Source organism: Oryzihumus sp., from assembly GCF_054325275.1.
The window spans coordinates 50,534-69,411 of the sequence record NZ_JBTCWL010000012.1; the positions used below are offsets into that span (position 1 = coordinate 50,534).

Annotated in this window: 13 protein-coding genes; 6 read left to right on the forward strand and 7 right to left on the reverse strand. The window is 73.2% G+C overall.

Annotation, left to right across the window (positions count from 1 at the left end; all coding sequences use genetic code 11):
- Nucleotides 1-88: 88 nt before the first annotated feature.
- From ACXVGS_RS04920 to ACXVGS_RS04935, 4 genes are read right to left on the reverse strand one after another with little or no spacing between them, the layout of a single operon-like run.
- The gene (locus ACXVGS_RS04920; RefSeq protein ID WP_458534521.1) at nucleotides 89-982 is read right to left on the reverse strand and encodes a class I SAM-dependent methyltransferase; all 894 of its coding nucleotides are present in this window, start codon (nucleotides 980-982) and stop codon (nucleotides 89-91) included.
- The gene (locus ACXVGS_RS04925; RefSeq protein ID WP_458528120.1) at nucleotides 979-1,971 is read right to left on the reverse strand and encodes a lysylphosphatidylglycerol synthase domain-containing protein; all 993 of its coding nucleotides are present in this window, start codon (nucleotides 1,969-1,971) and stop codon (nucleotides 979-981) included. Before ACXVGS_RS04925 ends, ACXVGS_RS04920 begins: the two co-directional genes overlap by 4 nt.
- A complete protein-coding gene (locus ACXVGS_RS04930; RefSeq protein ID WP_458528121.1) occupies nucleotides 1,972-3,855 on the reverse strand; it encodes a glycosyltransferase family 4 protein in 1,884 nt (627 codons plus the stop codon).
- A 13-nt stretch (nucleotides 3,856-3,868) separates the two neighbouring features.
- On the reverse strand, nucleotides 3,869-5,032 hold the full coding sequence (locus ACXVGS_RS04935) for a glycosyltransferase family 2 protein (protein WP_458536688.1): 1,164 nt from the start codon (nucleotides 5,030-5,032) through the stop codon (nucleotides 3,869-3,871).
- Between the two features lie 246 nt (nucleotides 5,033-5,278).
- Between ACXVGS_RS04935 and ACXVGS_RS04940 the strand changes: the two genes are divergently transcribed.
- Nucleotides 5,279-7,768, forward strand: coding sequence for an alkaline phosphatase family protein (locus ACXVGS_RS04940; RefSeq protein ID WP_458536689.1), 2,490 nt, complete (start codon nucleotides 5,279-5,281; stop codon nucleotides 7,766-7,768).
- Nucleotides 7,769-7,924: 156 nt separating this feature from the next.
- Here ACXVGS_RS04940 and ACXVGS_RS04945 read toward each other — a convergent pair whose 3' ends face one another.
- Entirely contained in the window at nucleotides 7,925-10,087 is a 2,163-nt protein-coding gene (locus ACXVGS_RS04945; protein WP_458536690.1) for a hypothetical protein, read from the reverse strand.
- 32 nt (nucleotides 10,088-10,119) lie between these two features.
- On the opposite strand from ACXVGS_RS04945, the gene ACXVGS_RS04950 reads away from it, so the two are divergent.
- Nucleotides 10,120-10,824 (forward strand): TIGR03089 family protein, encoded by a 705-nt coding sequence (locus ACXVGS_RS04950; RefSeq protein WP_458532890.1) that lies wholly within the window; start codon nucleotides 10,120-10,122, stop codon nucleotides 10,822-10,824.
- 6 nt (nucleotides 10,825-10,830) lie between these two features.
- On the opposite strand, the gene ACXVGS_RS04955 is transcribed toward ACXVGS_RS04950, so the two are convergent.
- On the reverse strand, nucleotides 10,831-12,537 hold the full coding sequence (locus tag ACXVGS_RS04955; RefSeq protein WP_458536691.1) for a substrate-binding and VWA domain-containing protein: 1,707 nt from the start codon (nucleotides 12,535-12,537) through the stop codon (nucleotides 10,831-10,833).
- Nucleotides 12,538-12,581: 44 nt separating this feature from the next.
- Nucleotides 12,582-14,258, reverse strand: a complete 1,677-nt coding sequence (locus ACXVGS_RS04960; RefSeq protein ID WP_458532892.1) for a peptidoglycan-binding domain-containing protein — start codon at nucleotides 14,256-14,258, stop codon at nucleotides 12,582-12,584.
- Nucleotides 14,259-14,473: 215 nt separating this feature from the next.
- Between ACXVGS_RS04960 and ACXVGS_RS04965 the strand changes: the two genes are divergently transcribed.
- From ACXVGS_RS04965 to ACXVGS_RS04980, 4 genes are all read left to right on the forward strand, one after another.
- Nucleotides 14,474-15,253 (forward strand): CoA transferase subunit A, encoded by a 780-nt coding sequence (locus ACXVGS_RS04965; protein ID WP_458536692.1) that lies wholly within the window; start codon nucleotides 14,474-14,476, stop codon nucleotides 15,251-15,253.
- A gap of 3 nt (nucleotides 15,254-15,256) precedes the next feature.
- Entirely contained in the window at nucleotides 15,257-15,901 is a 645-nt protein-coding gene (locus ACXVGS_RS04970; RefSeq protein ID WP_458528129.1) for a CoA transferase subunit B, read from the forward strand.
- Nucleotides 15,898-17,079, forward strand: coding sequence for an acyltransferase family protein (locus ACXVGS_RS04975; RefSeq protein ID WP_458534612.1), 1,182 nt, complete (start codon nucleotides 15,898-15,900; stop codon nucleotides 17,077-17,079). The genes ACXVGS_RS04970 and ACXVGS_RS04975 overlap by 4 nt, the downstream gene beginning before the upstream one ends.
- A gap of 294 nt (nucleotides 17,080-17,373) precedes the next feature.
- A partial coding sequence (locus ACXVGS_RS04980) for an N-acetylmuramoyl-L-alanine amidase (RefSeq protein WP_458536693.1) occupies nucleotides 17,374-18,878 on the forward strand: 1,505 nt, incomplete at its 3' end.

An 18,878-nucleotide genomic window follows, 5' to 3' on the forward strand; every position in this document is an offset into this window, starting at 1 on the left:
TGCTGTGCCGCGGTTCCCGCCGCTTCGCCGAGGTTGCAGCCTCGGCACAGCGCACTCTTCCCCGGCAGAGCGGGGGCGGTGCGTAGGGTCAGCGGCGGCGGAAGGTGAGCAGGATGAAGGTGTAGTCCAGGCCCACGCGCTTCCAGTGCACCGGCCGCTCGGTGTGGCTGAGCGCGGCCGCCAGGTCGCCGACCAGCTCCAGGCCGTGTCGGTCGGCGGTGGCCACCAGCTCGCGGATGTCGTCGGGGCCGAAGATCCGCACCGGCGTGCCATAGGCCTCCAGCCCGGTGGTGTCCGGCGGCGCCTGGTCGTAGTCGGTCGAGACGCACAGCACCCCGCCCGGCCGCAGCACGCGGGCGCTCTCGGCGAGGAACCCCTCGATCGGCACGCCATGCTCGATCACCGACATGCAGGTGATCGCGTCGAGCGAGTCGGCCGCCAGGCCGGTGTCGGTGACGTCGCCGTAGCGGAACGTCACCCCGTCACGGTGCACCGGCTCGCCGAACTCCAGGTTGATGCCCAGCAGCGACTCCGGCGCCGAGCCCAGCCCGAACAGCCGCAGCCAGGGCAGGACCGAGGAGTATCGCGCGCTGCCCGCGTCCATCACGCGGGCCGCGCGCGACCCGTCGTCGGCCAGGGACAGCACCGCGGCGACGGCGCCGAGGGCGTCCCAGTTCTTGGGCCGGTCGTGGTGCAGCGGCAGGCGCAGCGTGCGCGCCTCGGCCACGGCGCGCTGCCAGTCGGCGGGGCTGGACAACACCGCGGTGGGCGCCACCGACGTCGGCACCGGCCGGTGCGCGGCCGAGGGCCAGGAGCGCACGACCCGCCGCACGCCCGGCTCGACGCGGCGCTGCAGCCCGACCCGTGCCCAGAGCGCCAGCTCGGCGCCGCGCTTGGCCACGGCCAGCAGGCGCCCGCCGGGCGGGGCGGCGACCTGGCCACCCGTCGCCGGCGTCGGCTGGACCTCGGGCTGCTCTGTCATGGACGACCTTCCTCGTGGGTGACCGGGTCGGGCGCGGCGGGGGCACCCTGTCCCGGGTGGGCGGACACCAGATGGTGGGAGCGGGCGTAGAGCCAGCCGCCGCCGGCGACCAGCACGTCCCCGGCGGTGATGATGAAGCGCGAGAGCAGGACGACGGCGGTGGCCGCGGAGGTCGGCATGGCCTGCCCGAGCATGAGCACGAGCAGGGCCTCGCGGATGCCCACGCCGGCGGGGGCGATGACGGCGAGCATGCCCAGCGAGGCCGCCAGGGCGTAGCCGGCGACCGAGGCCAGCGCCAGGGACGCCGGCCCGGTGGCGCCGCCGATGGAGGTGGCCAGCACCCAGACGTGGACGCCGAAGCACAGCCACGCCCCGACGAAGAGCACCACCGAGGTCAGCACCGCCCGGCCGGACAGCTCGTGCTCCAGCGGCTCGCGGTGCAGCAGCCGCAGCCCCAGGGCGATCAGACGGTTCAGCAGCCGCGGCCAGCACGCGACGACGAGCAGCGGCAGCGCGAGCACCAGCCAGCCGACGTGCCCGGACCCGGAGGTGTGCAGCAGCAGCGGCAGCGCGGCCACCCCGACGAGCAGCCCGGTCAGCACGCCCAGGCCGATCGAGATCAGGCCCACCACCGCCGAGCGGCGCCGCGGGATGTGCAGCTTGGCACCCATCTCGGCCTGGGCGAGGACGCTCCACACCGACCCGGGCAGGTACTTGCCGAGCTGGCCGATGAAGAAGATGCCCCCGGCGGGCGCCACGTGCATCGGCGAGCCGAGGTCGGTCATGAGCACCCGCCACCCGAGCATGGTCAGGATCGGGCCGACCACGGCCAGCACCAGCGCCACGACGAGCGCCCAACCGGTGACCTTGCCCAGGTCGGCCGAGACCGCGGCCCAGTTGCGGGCCACCGCCCAGGCCACGGCGGCGAGGATCACCAGCGCGATGCCGAGCCGCAGCAGGCCCAGCAGGCGGGCGCGGGGCAGGGCCACCTAGCGCCGCCGGAAGGTCAGGCGCACCAGCGCGTATGCCGCGTCCTCGCGGTGCGTGCCGCTGCTCGCCTCGCGCATCCGGGCACCGATCTCGCCGTCGAGGTCACCGACCAGGACGAAGCCGAGGTCGTGCGCGCGGGCCAGGACGCCGCGCACCTCCACCGGACCGACCGCGCCCTCGGCGGTGGCCGGCCCGAGCGGCAGGGTGATCGAGAGCAGGCCGCCGGAGCGCAGCGCCCAGGAGGCCTGGCTCAGCGCCTCGTCCACGTCGTCGGCGTCGCAGCCGGAGGGGTGCAGCCTGGTGATGACGTCCAGCGAGGCGGTGTCGACGTCGAGCACCGCCACCGACGAGCGGGGGCCGGTGAGCTCCAGCTCGACCGGGGCGAAGCCGATCGCACGGGCCCAGCGGGCCAGCGGGGAGCGGCTGCCGGACTCGTCGAGGATGACCGCGCTGTGGTGCCCGTCGTCACCGAGGCGCACCACGGCGGCGAGCGCCCCGAGGGCGGCCCAGGCGGCTACGGCGTCACCGCCGCGGGGCAGGCCCAGCTCACGGGCGAACGCCCGCGCCTCGTCGGCGTCCGCGGCGTCGGCCAGCACGTCGCTGGGCCGGACCCAGTTCGGCAGGTCGCTGCGGGTCAGCTCGATGGGGGGCCGCTTGCTGGCCAGCGCCGCGCGGACCGGAGCGAGCAGCCGGTCCTTGACCGTGGTCGGCAGCGTCCTCTCCTCCTCGGCCAGGTCGTCGGCCGCAGCCGTGCTCGGCGAGGCCAGCGCCTCGAGGATGCCGACGTAGGTGGCCCAGGGGCTGGTCAGGTCGGGCGGGCGGACCCCGGCGCGCAGCCGTGCCAGCTCGTCGGCGTCGGCGAGCTGCTTCAGGGCGGTGACCAGGGACGCCTCGTCCCCGGGCGGCACGAGCAGCCCGTCGACGCCGTCGCGCACCTGGGCGCCGAACGTGCCGACCTCCGAGGCGAGCACCGGCATCCCGTGGGCCTGGCCGAGCAGGGCGTTCTGCGACGCGGTGGCGGTGCGGTAGGTCAGCGCCAGCACGTCGTGGCTGGCGAACAGGCCGGCCAGCTCCTCGGCCGGGACGTAGCCGGAGCGGATACTCACCCGATCACGCACCCGCGGGTCGGCGGCCAGGGCCCGCACCCGCTCGCCGCTGGCGCCCCAGAGCTCCCCGGCGACGGTCAGCCTCACGTCGGGCACCTGGGCCAGGGCCTGCAGCAGGAGGTCGACGCCCTTGTACTCGCGGACCATGCCCAGGGCGAGCAGGCGGGTGGGACCGGCATACGGGGGCCGCTCCTCGGCGGGGCCACCCGGCAGGTGCGGCGGGAGCTCGGCCACCGACACCCTCGGCGCACCGAGGTCGTGGGCGAGGCGGGCCTGCTCGGCGCTGTGCACGAGCACGGCGTCGACGCGTGAGAAGAGCGAGCGCATCAGCGCGCTGTCGCCGGGGTGCGACTCGTGCGGCATGACGTTGTGGGCGATGACCACCGAGCGGGGGCCCTGGCCGGTGCTCGAGGTGCGCCCGACGCCCGCGGCACGGAGGAGGGCCAGGTGGGCGGGCACGACGGCGGGGATGACGTGCACGACGACGACCGCGTCGAACCCGCGCAGCCGGCGCCCGGTGCGCACCCACGTGTCGGGGCGGGCCCACGACAGCGCCCGGACGGTCCGCGGGAACGGCGGCAGGTCGGGCGCGCCGCCGGGCACCGCCTGCTCACCGGGGTAGAGCCTGCTCGGGTAGAGGTGGCTCCACGACACCAGCGTCACGTCGTGCCCGGCCTCGGCCAGCTGGTGGGCCAGGGTCGTGGTGTGGGCGGCCACGCCTCCCTTGTAGGGGTGCGTGGGGCCGACCACGGCCACCTTCAGGGCGGAGTCGCTCATCGCCGCCCCCGGCTCAGACGCCGTCTCGTGAGCGCACCACGAGGTCGGCGAGCAGGGCGACGGACCCGATCATCATGCCGCTGACCAGGAGCAGCACGGTGCTTGCCGGGAAGTAGAACGGGTGACGGACCATGTCCACGACCGCCTTGACCAGGCCGATGCCGACCATCCACAGCGCTGGCGGGAGGAGCACCTTCAGCGGGTTGAAGTACATGACCATCCGCAGCACCTGCAGGATGTAGCGGTAGGCGTCCCGCACGAAGTGGAACTTGCTGACGCCGGCGCGCTTGGCGTAGGACGTCGGCACGTACTTGATGTCGTGCTGGTTGTGCAGGAACGCCAGCGTGATCGTCGTGACGCAGGAGAAGCCGGGGGGCAGCAGCCGCAGGTAGGGCAGCGACACCTCGCGGCGGAACGCCCGCAGGCCCGAGTTGAGGTCGGGGATCTTCTCGTTGGACAGCTTCTCGGCGATCTTGCGGATGAGCCACTTCGCCGGGACGCGGGCCCACTTGTGCGTGCCCTCCTCGGTGGTACGGGCGCCGACGACCTGGTCGTAGCTCTCGTCGTCGCGCAGGATCCGCACCAGCTCGGGGATCCGCTCGTTCTCGTAGGTCATGTCCGCGTCGGTCCACACGACGATCTCGCCGTAGGCCTGCTGGGTGCCGATCCGCCGGGCCGTGCCCGAGCCGCCGTTGCGCCGGAACGGCATCACGCGGATGTTCGGGTAGCGGTTCGCCGCGTCGTGCAGCACCTGCAGGGTGTTGTCGGTCGAGGCGTCGTCGATGCACAGCAGCTCGTAGGTGAACTCGCTGGCCTCCATCGCCGCGGTAATGCGGTCGATCTCCTGCAGGACGTGCTCGCCCTCGTTGTAGCAGGGCAGCACGACCGTCACGTATGGCGCGCCGTCGCGGCCCGTGGTCGGCTCACCGCGCACCTCGGTCACCGGGGTGGGGGCGGCAGCGGGGGCCGGCTGCTCCACCGGCGCGGGTGCGGGCGGGGCCTGCGGCACCTCCATCCGCAGGGTCGGCTCGTCGCCCACCCGGGACGAGGACTCCTCGTCCTGCTCGGGGCTGACCGGCGGCAGGGCCGTGGTCACCGGCAGTGCCTCGGTGGCGCCGTCGACGGGGGTGACGCCGTGCTCGGCGCCGGGCTGCGTGGAGGTGGTGTGCTCGTTCATCTCGCGGGTGAGCCTACCCGCGACCGGCGGGCGCGCTCCCGCAGCCACGCGTCACGACGGTCGTGGTGACGCCACGGGGCCCTCGGCCTGGTCATGACGGAGGTCGTGTCGGCGAGACCGACGTGATCACAGCGGTCTGGCCGTCCCGACCGCCGTCACGGCGTCAGCCCAGCCGTCGACCAGGCGCTCGGCGCCGTTCACCTGCGCGCGACGTCCGGTTTGTCCGGGTTTCCTACGGTGCGCGGCATGAGACGCTCTCCCGCACTCGTCGTCGGCGCCGTGGCGCTGACCGTCATCGGCGGAGGCGCGGCCTTCGCCACCGCCTCGCGGCTGGCCGGGCCCCGCCCCGACGGCACCGCCGTCACCCCCGTCGGCTTCCGGGTCACCCCCGCCGGCGACCAGACCCGGCTCGGGGACCTGCCGCTGACCTCCGCACTCTCGCCCGACGGCAGGCACCTGCTCGTCAGCAACGACGGCCAGGGCACACAGAGCCTGCAGCTCGTCGACGCCGCCGACCACCGGGTCGAGCAGACGATCCCCTACACGAGCCCCGAGTCGCTCTACATGGGCCTGGCGTGGAGCCCGGACGGGCAGACCGCCTACGCCAGCGCGGCCGCCAACTCCAAGGTCCGCGTCCTGCACCTGCAGGGCGGCAAGCTCGTCGAGGGCACCCCGCTGAGCCTGCCGACGACCAACCCCGCCGGCGAGAAGGTCACCCTCTTCCCGGCCGGCCTGGCCGTCACGCCCGACGGCAAGCGCCTCGTCGTGGCCGACCAGCTCGGTGACGCGGTCTCGGTCATCGACACCGCGACCGGCACCTCCTCGACGGTCCCGGCCGGCCACCGCCCGCTGTGGACCACGGTCAGCAAAGACGGCACCAAGGCGTTCGTCACCGACCAGGGCGCCTCCACCGTCGACGTCCTGGACCTGACCGGCGGCGCGCCGAAGGTCACCGGGCAGGTCAAGGTCGGCCTGCACCCCAACCGCTCGGTCCTCTCCCCCGACGGGCGCACGCTCTACGTCAGTAACAGCGACGCCGACACCGTCTCGGAGGTGGACGTCGCGACGGCGACGGTCCGGCGCACCCTCAGCCTCGCGCCATACACGGGGGCACCGGTGGGCACGACGCCCAGCGGGCTGGCGCTCGACCCGACCGGGCGGCGGCTGTTCGTCGCGAGCTCGGGCAACAACGACGTCGCGGTGGTCGACCTGGCCCGCGGCAGGGTCTCCGGCCTGGTGCCGACCGGGTGGTACCCCACCTCGGTCGCCTGGCGCGAGGGGCACCTGCTGGTCACCAACGCCAAGGGCCTGGGCGCCGGGCCGAACGACGGGCCGGGCCACCCGGACCCGGAGTCGAGCGCGCCCACGTCGCCGGACCAGTACTCCGGCTCCATGATGGTCGGCACGCTCTCAACCCTCGCCGAGCCGACCGGTGACCGGCTGGCGCGCTACACCGCCCAGGTGCAGCGCAACAACGCCGCCGACCAGGCCCGCGGTGCGGTCATCCCGCGCACGCCGGGCGGCCCCTCGCCGATCAAGCACATCATCTACGTGGTCAAGGAGAACCGCACCTACGACCAGGAGATGGGCAGCCTGGGCAAGGGCAACGGCGACCCCTCGCTCAACCTCTTCGGCGAGGAGTCCGCGCCGAACACCCGCGAGCTGGCGCGCCGGTTCACCACGATCGACAACTTCTACGCCGACGCGGAGGTCAGCGCGCAGGGCTGGAACTGGGTCGCCTCGGCCACCTCGAATCCCTACGCCGAGCAGCAGTGGCCGGCCAACTACTCCGGCCGCAAGGCGCCCTACCCCAGCGAGGACGCCGACCCCGAGATCGCCGGCCAGCAGCCGGACGACACCTACATCTGGCAGCGGCTGGCGAAGAAGGGCGTGTCCTTCCGCAACTACGGCTTCTACGTCGACCTGTCCGGCTCGGCCATCCACGCCGCCGACCCGGTGCTGCAGGCGCACACCGACACGGCCTACCGCGGCTTCGACCTGGCCTGCCCGGACTCCTCGGGGACGTTCAAGGCCCTGAGCCCGGCCTGCGGCCCGACCGGCCGGGTCGACGAGTGGGTCAAGGAGTTCCAGCAGTACGAGGCCAAGGGCACCCTGCCCAAGGTCGAGATGGTGCGCCTGCCCAGCGACCACACCGCCGGCACCAAGGCGGGCTCGCCGACGCCGAAGGCCTACGTCGCGGACAACGACTACGCCCTCGGCCGGCTGGTCGACACGGTGTCGCACTCGAAGGACTGGAAGAGCACGGCGATCTTCGTGACCGAGGACGACGCGCAGAACGGCCCCGACCACGTCGACGCCCACCGCACGCTGGCGCTGGCGATCAGCCCGTACACCCAGACCGGCCGGGTCGACTCGACCTTCTACAACACCGCGTCGATGGTGCGAACGATCGGCCTGCTCGCCGGCGTCGGCCCGCTGACCCAGTTCGACGCCTACTCCACGCCGATGAGCGCGTCGTTCACGACGACGCCGAACCTGCGGGCCTACGACGTGCGCAAGCCGGCCTACGCCATGACGACGGTCAACTCGGCGAGCGCCCCGCTGGCCGCGCAGTCCGGCGCCCAGTCCCTGGGCAAGGAGGACCAGATCGACGAGAACGAGTTCAACAAGGCGGTCTGGGCCTCGGTCAAGGGTGCGGGCTCACCGATGCCGGCGCCGCAGCACCACGTGATCGGCTCGGGCGCGGCCCCGGCCGGGGGTGACTCCGACGGCTGAGCGGTTATCCGCTGACACAGCAGAGGCGCCCGGCGGGAGGTTCGTCCTCCCACCGGGCGCTTTCGTCTGTCATGACGGTGGTCGTGACGGCGAGGCCGTCATGATCACAGCAGTCTGGCCGTCACGACCGCCGTCACACCATGTCCGGGTGTCGCCTCAGCGGACGGAGACGAGCCAGACGCGGATCGGCAGCGACACGAGGTGGTCCGGCCGGCGCTCCAGCAGCCGGGCGTCCTCGCGCACCATCACGTCGGTGGCCTGCACGACCGGGCCGGCGGTCACCCCGGCCGGCAGCGGCGTGCGCAGCGCGGCGTCGGAGTCGGCGGCGAGCAGCACCAGGCGCCCGCCGTTGGCGCGCACCGCCTGCGCGACCGCCGCCACGGCCTGGCCGCGGGCGGCGGGGTCACGGCGCACCGGCTGGGTCAGGGACAGCGACGGCACACCGCACTGCCCGCGCACCACCTGCGGCCACTCCAGCGCGGCGCGGTCGTCGACGGTCAGGGCCACGTCTCCCGGCGCGAACGCCCGGCAGACCTGATCGACCGCGGCCAGCTCGCCGTGCTCGACCCGTTCGGTGGCGTGCGGCCACGTGGCCATCGCCTCGGGCACCAGCAGCGCCGCGGAGACGACGACACTGCTGGCCACCAGCGCGGCGGGCGGCAGGTGCCGGGTGGACCAGCGGGTCAGCCACGCCGCCGCGGCCACCACGGCGATGATCACCAGCGGCAGCGCCACCATGAGCCGGCGGTCGGCCCACGGGTGGTCGGGGGTGATGCCGGGGCGGTACCACGTGAGGACCGCCGAGGCGAAGGCCACGAGGAACGGCCCGCTCCACCGCGGCAGCGGCTCGTCTGCCACCCAGGTGCGGGCGACCCGGTGCGCTGCCCCGGCCAGCAGGGCGAACGCGATGACCAGCGCCGCCGGCCCGAGCCACCAGGCGGTCCAGGCCAGGCTCTGCTCGGCGTAGGTCCGGGCCCCGTCGACCACCAGCCCCTGCCGGTGCTGCAGCCCGGCCACGACGTGCGAGCCGGGGTCGGCGGCGGACTGGTGCACGGTCTGGAACAGCGGGCGGGCCGCCAGCACGACCCCGATGACCAGCACCGCGATGGCACAGGCTGCCGGGAGCAGCCGCCGTATGCCGTCCGGCAGCCGGACCCCGCGCCGGGCCGCCACGACGACCGCGGTGGCCAGGAGGGCGAGGCCGACCCCGAGGGCGACCAGCGGCAGCAGTGACCCGGCGATGCTGCCGAGGTACTGGTCCGACAGCCCCAGCCCTGCGGCGAAGGAGACGAGGGTGCCGACACCGGCGCCGGCCAGCAGCGGCCAGCCGCCGCCGTCCCGCCGGATGATGAGGAGGGCCGCGAACGGCAGGAGCAGCAGCGTCTCGCGCAGCGCGTCGACGCGCATCAGCCCACCGCCGGCGACGAGCAGGCCGGCGAGGAAGCCGAGCTGGCGGGCGTGCTGCCAGTGCCCGCGCGCGCCCTTGCGGGTGCACTCGACGAGCACGAGCAGGCCGGCGACGAGCACCACGACGGCCAGCGGCTCGGAGTAGGTCGAACGGTTGATGTGCAGCATCGGGAAGCAGATCGCGCTGGCCAGCGCCCCCAGTGGACCCCACCGCGGCCCGACCACGGATCCGGTGAGCAGGCCAAGCCCCAGGACTCCGAGGCCGCCGAAGACCGCCGCGAGCCAGATGGCGCCCAGCGGACCGGCAAGCCAGATGCCGACGGAGTACCAGGCGGCCGTGCCGACCATGAACTGCGGCTGCACGGCCGGGTCTGTGGCGGTGCCGACCTGGTAGAAGGCGGGGCTCTCCAGGGTCACCCCGGGGATGCGCAGGACCGCGGCACCGCCGACGGTGTCGGCCGGCACCTGCACCGGCAGCCGGTGGGTGGTGGCCAGCGCCGTGGCCGACTGCAGGTAGCTGCCCGGGTCTCGTCGCGGCAGGGCCTGCTCGGAGTGGGTGAGCCCGGCCCAGACGGTGGTCCCGAGGGCGAGCACGACGATCGCGGCCACGGCCCACACCGGCATGGTCGGGGAGGAGGCCAGCCGGCTGACCCGCGCACACACCACGGCGAGGACGAGCAGCAGCGGCAGCACCAGCAGGGGCAGCCAGAGCCCGAACGGGGCGAGCAGCGCGCACGCGGCCGCGCCGACCACGACGAGCAGGGCGACGGTCACCAGGACCCGGGTGAGCCCGCGGGCGGCGACCCGCTCGCCGCGCAGCAGGGGCAGGTCGCCGGAGTCCTCGCGCACGCTCTCCTGGGAGGCCCCGGAGATGACGGCGTCGGCGCGGCGGGCGAACTCGGTGGCCTTCACGACGGTGACGCTATCGCCCGTAGGCTGCACGCGTGCGTACCCCTGCCTCGTTGCTCGCCGACCTGCTCGCCGCCGACCCGGCCCGCCCCCGGGTGACGTTCTACGACGACGCGCCGGGTGAGACCTGCGGGGAGCGGATCGAGCTGTCCGGCAAGGTCCTGGCCAACTGGGTCGCCAAGGCCGCCAACGCCCTCCAGGAGGAGCTCGACGGCGGCCCCGGCACGGTGGTCCGCCTCGACCTGCCCGGTCACTGGCGCGCCCTGTACTGGGCCCTGGCCGCGTGGTCGGTCGGTGCGACGGTTGACCTCGACGGCACCGCCGACGCCGACGTGACGGTGACCGACGACCCGGAGCACGTGCCGGCCGGGGGCGAGGCCGTCGTGGTCACCTTGGCCGCGCTCGCCCGCTCGCACCCCAACCCGCTGCCCGCCGGCACCATGGACGAGGCCCGCGAGCTCGCGACGTATGCCGACGCGTTCAGCCCGTGGGACGCCCCAGGGCCGCAGGACCCGGCCCTGGTCGCCGGAGGCGAGCACACGGCATACGACGCGGTGGTCCCCTCCCCGGTGTGGCCGGCCGGCGCCCGGGTGCTGGCCACCGGCGACCTGGCCTCCGTGCTGCGCACCGCGCTGGCCGCGTGGGCGGTCGACGGCTCGGTGGTGCTCGTCCGCGAGCCGGACCCGGCGCGGATGCCGGGCCGGCTCGCGGCCGAAGGGGTCACGCTCGACCCACGCTGACCGGGGTCAGCAGTTGGGCCGGCAGCTGCGCTGCAGCAGCGCCTCGACGAAGACCTTGCGGATGTCGTCGGGCTTCTGCGCCAGGTAGGACTTGCCGCCCGTCGCCCGCGAGATCTGGTCCAGCACCGAGGCGTCCACGCCCGGGCCCATGCCGATCGTGATGACCGGCACCGGCTTGGTGGGATCGGCCTCGGCCTTGAGCCTGGCCATGAGCTGGTCGAGGTTCAGGCCCTGGGTGTCGTCGTTCTGGCCGTCCGTGAGCAGCACGACGGAGTTGATCCGGCTGGGGTCCCAGTCCTGCTTCACCCGCTCGTAGGCGGCAAGGATCGTGTCGTACAGGCCGGTGTTGCCGCCGATGTAGGAGCTGATCCCGGAGTTGGCCTTGAGCAGCGCCTCGCGCTGGTTGACGCCGCCCACCGTCTGGTCGAGCTGGCCGAGGGGCACCAGCTGCTTCCAGTCCTTGCCCGGGCCGTCCTTGTCGGTGGAGAACACCCACAGGCCGACCTGCGAGCGCGGCGGGAAGAACCGCAGCGCGGTGTCCGTGGCGCCCTGGGCGACGGCCATCCGGGTGAGGCCCCCGAACTGCTCGGTCATCGAGCCCGAGACGTCGATGACGGCCAGCATCCGCATCTCGGTGGAGACCGCGCTCCACGTCTGGAGCGCGGCGTCGACGTCCTTCAGCGACGGCTCGGGCAGCAGCTTCACGTCGGGGTTGGTCACCCCCGGCGTCGTCGTCGGGCCGCCCTGGCCGTCAGCGGTGCGGAAGCCCGCGGCCCGCACGGCTCGCTGGCCGGTCTCCGACGTGAGGGCGTTGCGCAGCGCCAGCACGGCCTTGGCTACCGCCGGCTTCGGCTGGCCGACCGTGACGAAGGGGTAGTCCAGCCGGCCGGTGCCCGGGGTCGGGACCACCGGGACCAGCAGCGCCTCGGGGTGCCCGGCGTCGTAGCGCAGCACCTGCTGCTCGCTGGCCGGGAACCCGGGGGCGCCTGCGCCCTGCGAGGCGGCAGCCGTGAACAGGTCGTCGGTGCTCTTCGCCGCGGTGCGGGAGAGCTTGATCATGGCGCCGCCGATCTCCTGCTGCACCTCCGGTGAGCTGCCGAGGGCCGAGCGCACGGTGGTGAGGGCGATCAGCCCGGCGGTGGACGCGCCGGGGTCGCTCATCCGGGCCGGGACCGAGCCGCCGAGCAGCTGGGCCCACGAAGGCACCCCTGCCCCGGCGTAGTGCGCGGCCCGCGCCTGCGGCACGGCGACGACGAGGGGGCTCTGGGCGACGGTGACCGGCTGCGGCAGGGAGTCCCCACCGAGCTGGGCGTTGGCGCGCTGCACCCACACCGAGGAGTCGGGCACCCACACGTCGGGGGCGTCGGAACCGCCGCCGGTGACCTGGGAGACCGCGGCGGCGGGGGCGGAGGCGGAGACCTCGAAGGCCGGGCATCCGGCGCGGTCACCGGCGGCCTCCTCCACGCCGGAGGCGACCTTGCGCAGCACGGGGAGGAACTCCCGCGTGGTGCTGACCTTGACGTGGGTGGGGTCGGCGCAGGTCGACGCGGAGGCGTCAAGGGTGGCCTTGACGCCTCCGTTGACGGCGACCAGGGCGAGGCCGGCACCGACGAGGACGACGGGGACTGCCCCGGCGAGGACCTTCAGGGTGCGGGGGCTGCGTTGGCGGTGACGGGTGGACCGGCGGGTGGGGGCGCCGTTGGGACCTGACATGCGGGGGTGGTGCTCCTGCTGGGTGGTGCCGCGCGTGGGCTTCCCTACCGGTGCATCCGGGTCTCGATCGCCCGCCATGTGAGGGTCGCCACAACGCCTGTTCGGGCGAGGTTAGCCCGTCCCTGGGCTTCCTTCACAGCCCGCTCCGTCAGCGGACCGAACTTCCCGTCGGCGGAGACGCCCAGCGCACGCTGCAGCGCGACGACCGCCGGACCGCTGGATCCGTTGCGCAGCACCGTGTTCCACCACTGCACCAGCGGGAAGTCACGCCGCTCGAGCGCGTCCCAGGTCGCCCGGGTCGTCGTGCCGGTCGCCGGGAGGTGGTGCGCCTTCTGCCAGGCCGTGAGGACGGCCGCGGTCCGCGGGCCGAACGCGCCGTCGGCGCTCAGGCCGCCGAGCGCGCGCTGGAGCACCTTCACCGCCGCACCGGTCGAGCCCTGGTGCAGCACGGTCGCCTTGTATGCCGTGTAGCCGGTCCGTCCCGCGGCGCTCGTGGGTGCCGGGATGCTGGGGTAGCCCGAGGCGGCCTGGCTGCTGCCGCCGGTGGCGGGCGCGGGGGCCGGCTTCGGGGCGGGCTTCGGGGCCGGTTGCGGGGCGGGCGTGGCCGTGCCGGCGGCCGGCACCAGCCTGGCCCACGTCGCGGCGTCCAGGACGCCGGTGACCGGCACCCCGTGGCTGGTCTGCCACGCCACCAGCGCCTTGAAGGTGACCGGCCCGAACGCCCCGTCGGCGGTGACGCCGAGGGCGCGCTGGGCGATCGCGATGGTGGGGCTGCTCTGCCCCTGGCGGAAGGTCGGGTAGGTCGTCGGCGTCGCGGGCGTCGGGGTGGGCGTGGTCGCGACCGGGGCACCGGGGGCGAGCCGGGCCCAGGTCGCCTTGTCGAGGACACCGGTGACCGGCACCCCGTGGCTGCGCTGCCAGGCCAGCAGGGCGGCTCGGGTCCCGCCGCCGAACTGCCCGTCGGCGGTGATCCCGAGCAGCTTCTGGGCCAGGGCGATGTCCGGGCTGCTCTGGCCCTGGACGGCGACGGCGTGCACCGAGGTCGGCGCGGCGGGCAGGCTCACCGGGCACGGCGTGGTGTTGCGGCTGGTGTAGACCGGGGCGTACTCCCCCGCGTAGACCCGGCACGGCCCCACGTCGGGCACGGTGACCGGCGTGCCGGTCCACCAGGACGTGCGCTTCATGGCGCCGTCCCAGGTGAAGCTGAAGTGGACGTGGCTGGTGTGCGGGTCGCTGCCGCTGTACGCCGCCCAGCCCCGGCCGGGGTCGTACTCGCGCCACATGTGCTTGTTCCAGATGATGTACTGGATCCCGAAGCGCCGGGCCATCGCGCCGTTGTTCGCGCTCAGCCACGCGGTCACCGAGTCCGCGATCGCCTTCTGGTCGGGGTTGTTGACGCTGAGCATCCAGTCCAGGGCGCGGCCGTCGTAGTGCTCGCTGGTGTCGGCGGCGCAGTAGCGGCTCACCCCGTAGTTGCCCGACCTGTACGTCGCCAGCATCAGGTCGCCGAACGCGCGCACCCCCGGCTTGTCCACCGGGTCGCAGGACACCTGCGGCTGCCAGGGCGTCATGACGTCGAGGGCGGCGGGCAGCGCCTTGGTGGGCGGCGCGGGCACCGGGGCGGTGGGGGCGGCCTCGGCCGAGCCGGCAGCCCACACGGCGAGGACGGGCAGGGCGATCGCGGCCCCACCGGCCGCCGCCCACCTGACCGTGCTCGCCATGCGTCACATCCTTCACACCAGTCCCGACACCACCATCCGGATCAGTTATCCCGTGGGGTCACTCCGGCGACAAGCGGTTTGGCCGAATTACACGCCGGTAGTTCCTCGCGGCGCACAGGGCGACCGGCACCTGTGCCCCCGCCACAGCGGGCCCCCGGCCGGGGTGTCCTCCCGGGCTGCACCCGGTCCCCGTGCGCACGGCTAGAGTCCCCGCCATGGACAAAGTCGTCTCCACTGCTGCCGAGGCCGTTGACGGGATCGTCGACGGCTCGTCCCTGTCCGTGGGTGGCTCCGGCCTCTGCGGCATCCCCACGGTCCTGATCAAGGAGATCCACGACCGGGGCGTCACCGACCTCGAGGCCGTCTCCAACAACTGCGGCGTCGATGACTGGGGCCTGGGGATCCTGCTGAAGGACAAGCGGATCCGCCGGATGATCTCCTCCTACGTCGGGGAGAACAAGGAGTTCGAGCGGCAGTTCCTCTCCGGGGAGCTCGAGGTCGAGCTGACCCCGCAGGGCACCCTCGCCGAGCGGCTGCGCGCCGGCGGCTCGGGCATCCCGGCCTTCTACACCGCCACCGGCGTGGGCACCCAGGTCGCCGAGGGCGGCCTGCCCTGGCGCTACGCCCCCGACGGCTCGGTGGCCAAGGCCTCCCCCGCCAAGGACACCCGCGAGTTCGCGATGGGCGGTGGCCAGACCCGCACCTACGTGCTCGAGGAGGCCATCGTCACCGACTTCGGCCTGGTCCGGGCCTGGAAGGGTGACCGCCACGGCAACCTCGTCTTCCACGAGTCGGCCCGCAACTTCAACCCCCTGGCCGCGATGGCCGGCAGGGTCACCATCGCCGAGGTCGAGCAGCTCGTCGAGCCCGGCGAGATCGACGCCGACCAGGTGCACCTGCCGGGCATCTTCGTCCAGCGCGTGCTCCCCCTCACCCCCGAGCAGGCCGCCGACAAGCGCATCGAGCGCCGCACCGTCCGGTCGAAGGAGTCCTGACCCATGGCACTGACCCGCGAGCAGATGGCCGCCCGCGCCGCCCTCGAGCTGGCCGACGGCGACTACGTCAACCTGGGCATCGGCCTGCCCACCCTCGTCCCCAACTACGTGCCCGACGACGTCGAGATCGTCCTGCAGTCCGAGAACGGCATCCTGGGCGTCGGCGCCTACCCGTTCGCGGGCGAGGAGGACCCCGACCTCATCAACGCCGGCAAGGAGACGGTCACCCTGCGCAAGGGCGCCTCCTTCTTCGACTCGGCGACGAGCTTCGGCATGATCCGCGGCGGCAAGGTCGACGCCGCGATCCTCGGCGCCATGCAGGTCTCCGCCGGTGGCGACATCGCCAACTGGATGATCCCCGGCAAGATGGTCAAGGGCATGGGCGGCGCGATGGACCTGGTCCACGGCGCCCGCAAGGTGATCGTCCTCATGGAGCACGTCGCCAAGGACGGCTCCTACAAGATCGTCAAGGACTGCTCCCTGCCCTACACCGGCAAGGCCGTGGTGCAGCGGATCATCACCGACCTGGCCGTCATCGACGTGACCGACACGGGCCTCGTGCTGCGCGAGCTGGCCCCCGGCGTCACCGAGGACGAGGTCCGGGACAAGACCGAGCCCGAGCTGATCGTGGACCTGCAGACTTCATGAAGCGCCACCCGCCGCACCCGCACCTGGCTAACCCGCACGTCGCGCACAAGGCTCAGCTCGCCTACTTCGACGTCGTCCGGACCGCCGCCTCCCAGATGGTGGTGGTGGGGCACGCCCTGAACATCTTCGTCCCGACGGTGTTCATGCGGGTCACGGGCAGCGGGCGGCTCGTCACCAACGCCGGGCTGTTCTTCCTGCAGAACATGGGCGTGGTGCTGTTCTTCGCCCTCTCGGGCTTCCTCATCTCGAGGTCGGTCCGCACCAAGCAGTCCCGCGGCACCTATCTCCTGCGCACCTACGTGGTGGACCGCGGCAGCCGGATCCTCGTGCCAATGGTGCCGGTGCTGGTGCTGGTCTTCATCGCCGACCACCTCGTGTTCGGCATGTGGGGCCGGACCAGCCCCTACATCGTCCCCGAGATGGGCCTCGGCACCCTGGCGGCCAACGCCACCCTGCTCTACAACAACCCGGTCCTGGACTTCGTGAGCAGGACCACCGGGCTGGCCCTCGTCAGCGGCCCGCTCGGTTCGGCCGCCCCGCTGTGGACCGTCGTGATCGAGTGGTGGATCTATCTCGCTTTCGGGGGGCTCGTCCTCGGCTTCGTCGGCAGGCGCCTGTTCCGTCCCGCGCTCCTGGTGCTGGTGGCCGGTGCCGTCCCCGTGGCGGAGCTGACGCAGGGGTCCGGCCTTCCGCTCGCGTGGGTGATCGGCATGCTCTACGCCTTCCAGCACGAGCGCATGACGACCTTCTCGCGCCGGTCGCACCTCGGCGTCGTGGCACTCGGGGCCGGGACCGCCGTGGTGGTCCTCCTGCACACGGGGATGAACCTCTACCACCCCGCCGTGGACGTCGGGATCGCAGCCGCCCTGCTCAGCCTGTTCCACGCGGTGGCGCGTGACTGGGCAGGACTGCGCACCCCGGTGCTGTCCGGGGCCGTGAAGCTGGCATCGGACTACTCCTACTCGCTCTACCTCGTGCACTTCTCGTTGCTCATCTACCTGCAGATCCTGCTGCCTGACTCATGGCCGGCGTGGCTGTGCATCCTGGTGGCGTTCACCGTCGCCAACGTTGCGGCGCTCGCCGCATGGTGGCTGTTCGAGCGGCACTACCCCGCAGTCGGCCGCCGTCTGCGGCGACTGGTGGGTCCCCGGCAGCAGACGCCCGCCCCCGTGGCCTGACCGGCACCGTGTGCTGCCCCCGACGGCGGCACACGGCATACCGGCTCCACCCGAAGGGCTCCCGCATGTGCGGGAGCCCTTCGCCGCGTCCGGGGTCATGCAGCCCGGGCCGACCGTTGTCGCACGCTGCCGCCGGGAACCAGAGCCCGTCGGGAACACGAAGGTCAGGATCGTGTCATTTCGCCGCATTTCGAACGCAGTTCGTGGATCATGGATGACATCCATCACATTCCTCACTGGGGCAACTTCCGCATCACGCGTAACTGGACCCAAGACGTCACTTCTGGAGCCGACGTGAGCACAACCAAGACGACACAGCCGCGCGGTGGACCCCGCGGCCTGAAGCACCTCGCCGCACTGGCCACGGCGACGATGAGCCTGGGCGTGGTGGCCACCGCCCTGCCGGTGGTCACCACCGGCCACCCCGCCTCCCCGAGACCGGTGCCGCCCAGCGTCCGGGAGCTGCAGCTGGGCTCGCTGCCCTCGCAGCGGGTGGCCCATGGCGCCACCGCCCCGACGAAGGGGATCCAGCCCTCGCCCTCGGCGCGCGCAGCGGCCGCCCCCCAGGACGTCGTGACGTCCGTCAGTCAGGGCGCACCCCTGGTCGCCATCACCTGGGCGGCCGGCAACGCCCCCGCCGACCACACCACCATCGAGATCCGTGGCCGCGACGCCAAGGGCTGGGGCGACTGGACCACGGCCGAGGTCAACGCCTCGCTGCGTGACCCCGCCGCGGTCAAGGCCGGCGTCGCCCAGCGGGTCGGCACGGACCCCGTGTGGCTGGGCGAGGGCGTGAGCTCGGTCCAGGTCCGCTACCCCGCGCAGGGAGACGCGCACCTGGGTCAGGGGCGGGTCGAGCTCGTCGATCCCGGGACCAGCCCGGCTGATGCCCCCGCCACGCTGCCTGCCGGCAGTGCGGTGGCCATGGCCCAGCAGCCGCCGGTCATCTGGCGCTACCAGTGGGGCGCCGACGAGTCGATGCGCCGCTGCGCGCCCGACTACTCGACCACCACCAACGGCGGGGTGCTGCACCACACGGTGGACAGCAACAACTACACCGCCAGCCAGTCCAAGGCCATCGTGCGAAGCATCTACGCGTACCACACGCAGAGCCTTGGCTGGTGCGACATCGGCTACAACATGCTCGTCGACAAGTACGGCCAGATCTTCGAGGGCCGCTGGGGCGGGGTCGACCGCCCGGTGGTCGGCGCCCACGCCATCGGCTTCAACACCGACACCTTCGGGGTCTCGCTCATCGGCACCTACACGTCGGTCAAGCCCACGAGCGCGGCCCTGAACGCGATCGAGAACGTGTTCGCCTGGCGCATCGGTGGGTTCTATCGCAACGCGGCCGGCTCGACGGTGCTGACCAGCGCCAGCAGCTCCTCCCGCTACAAGGCTGGCACCAGGGTGACGCTGCCCTTCATCACGGGCCACCGGGACACCTACTACACCGAGTGCCCCGGCAACGCCCTCTACCCCTACCTGCCGCAGATCCGCACGGCCGTGGCGCAGCGGGCCACCTACGGCACCAGCCCGATCTACAAGCGCTGGGCGGCCATGGGCGGGGCCAGCAGCAAGTGGGGCCCGGTCAACCGCCGTGAGACCCCGACCACGTGGGGCGCACGCACGGTGTTCCAGAAGCTGCAGACTGTCTCCGCCACCCCCAAGGGCGTGTTCGTCGTCGGTGGCGGCATCGACGCGGTCTACCTGCGGATGGACGGCATCAACAAGCTCGGCTACCCCGTCCAGGACGAGTACGCGATCCCGGGCGGCACCCGCGTGGACTACAGCTCGGG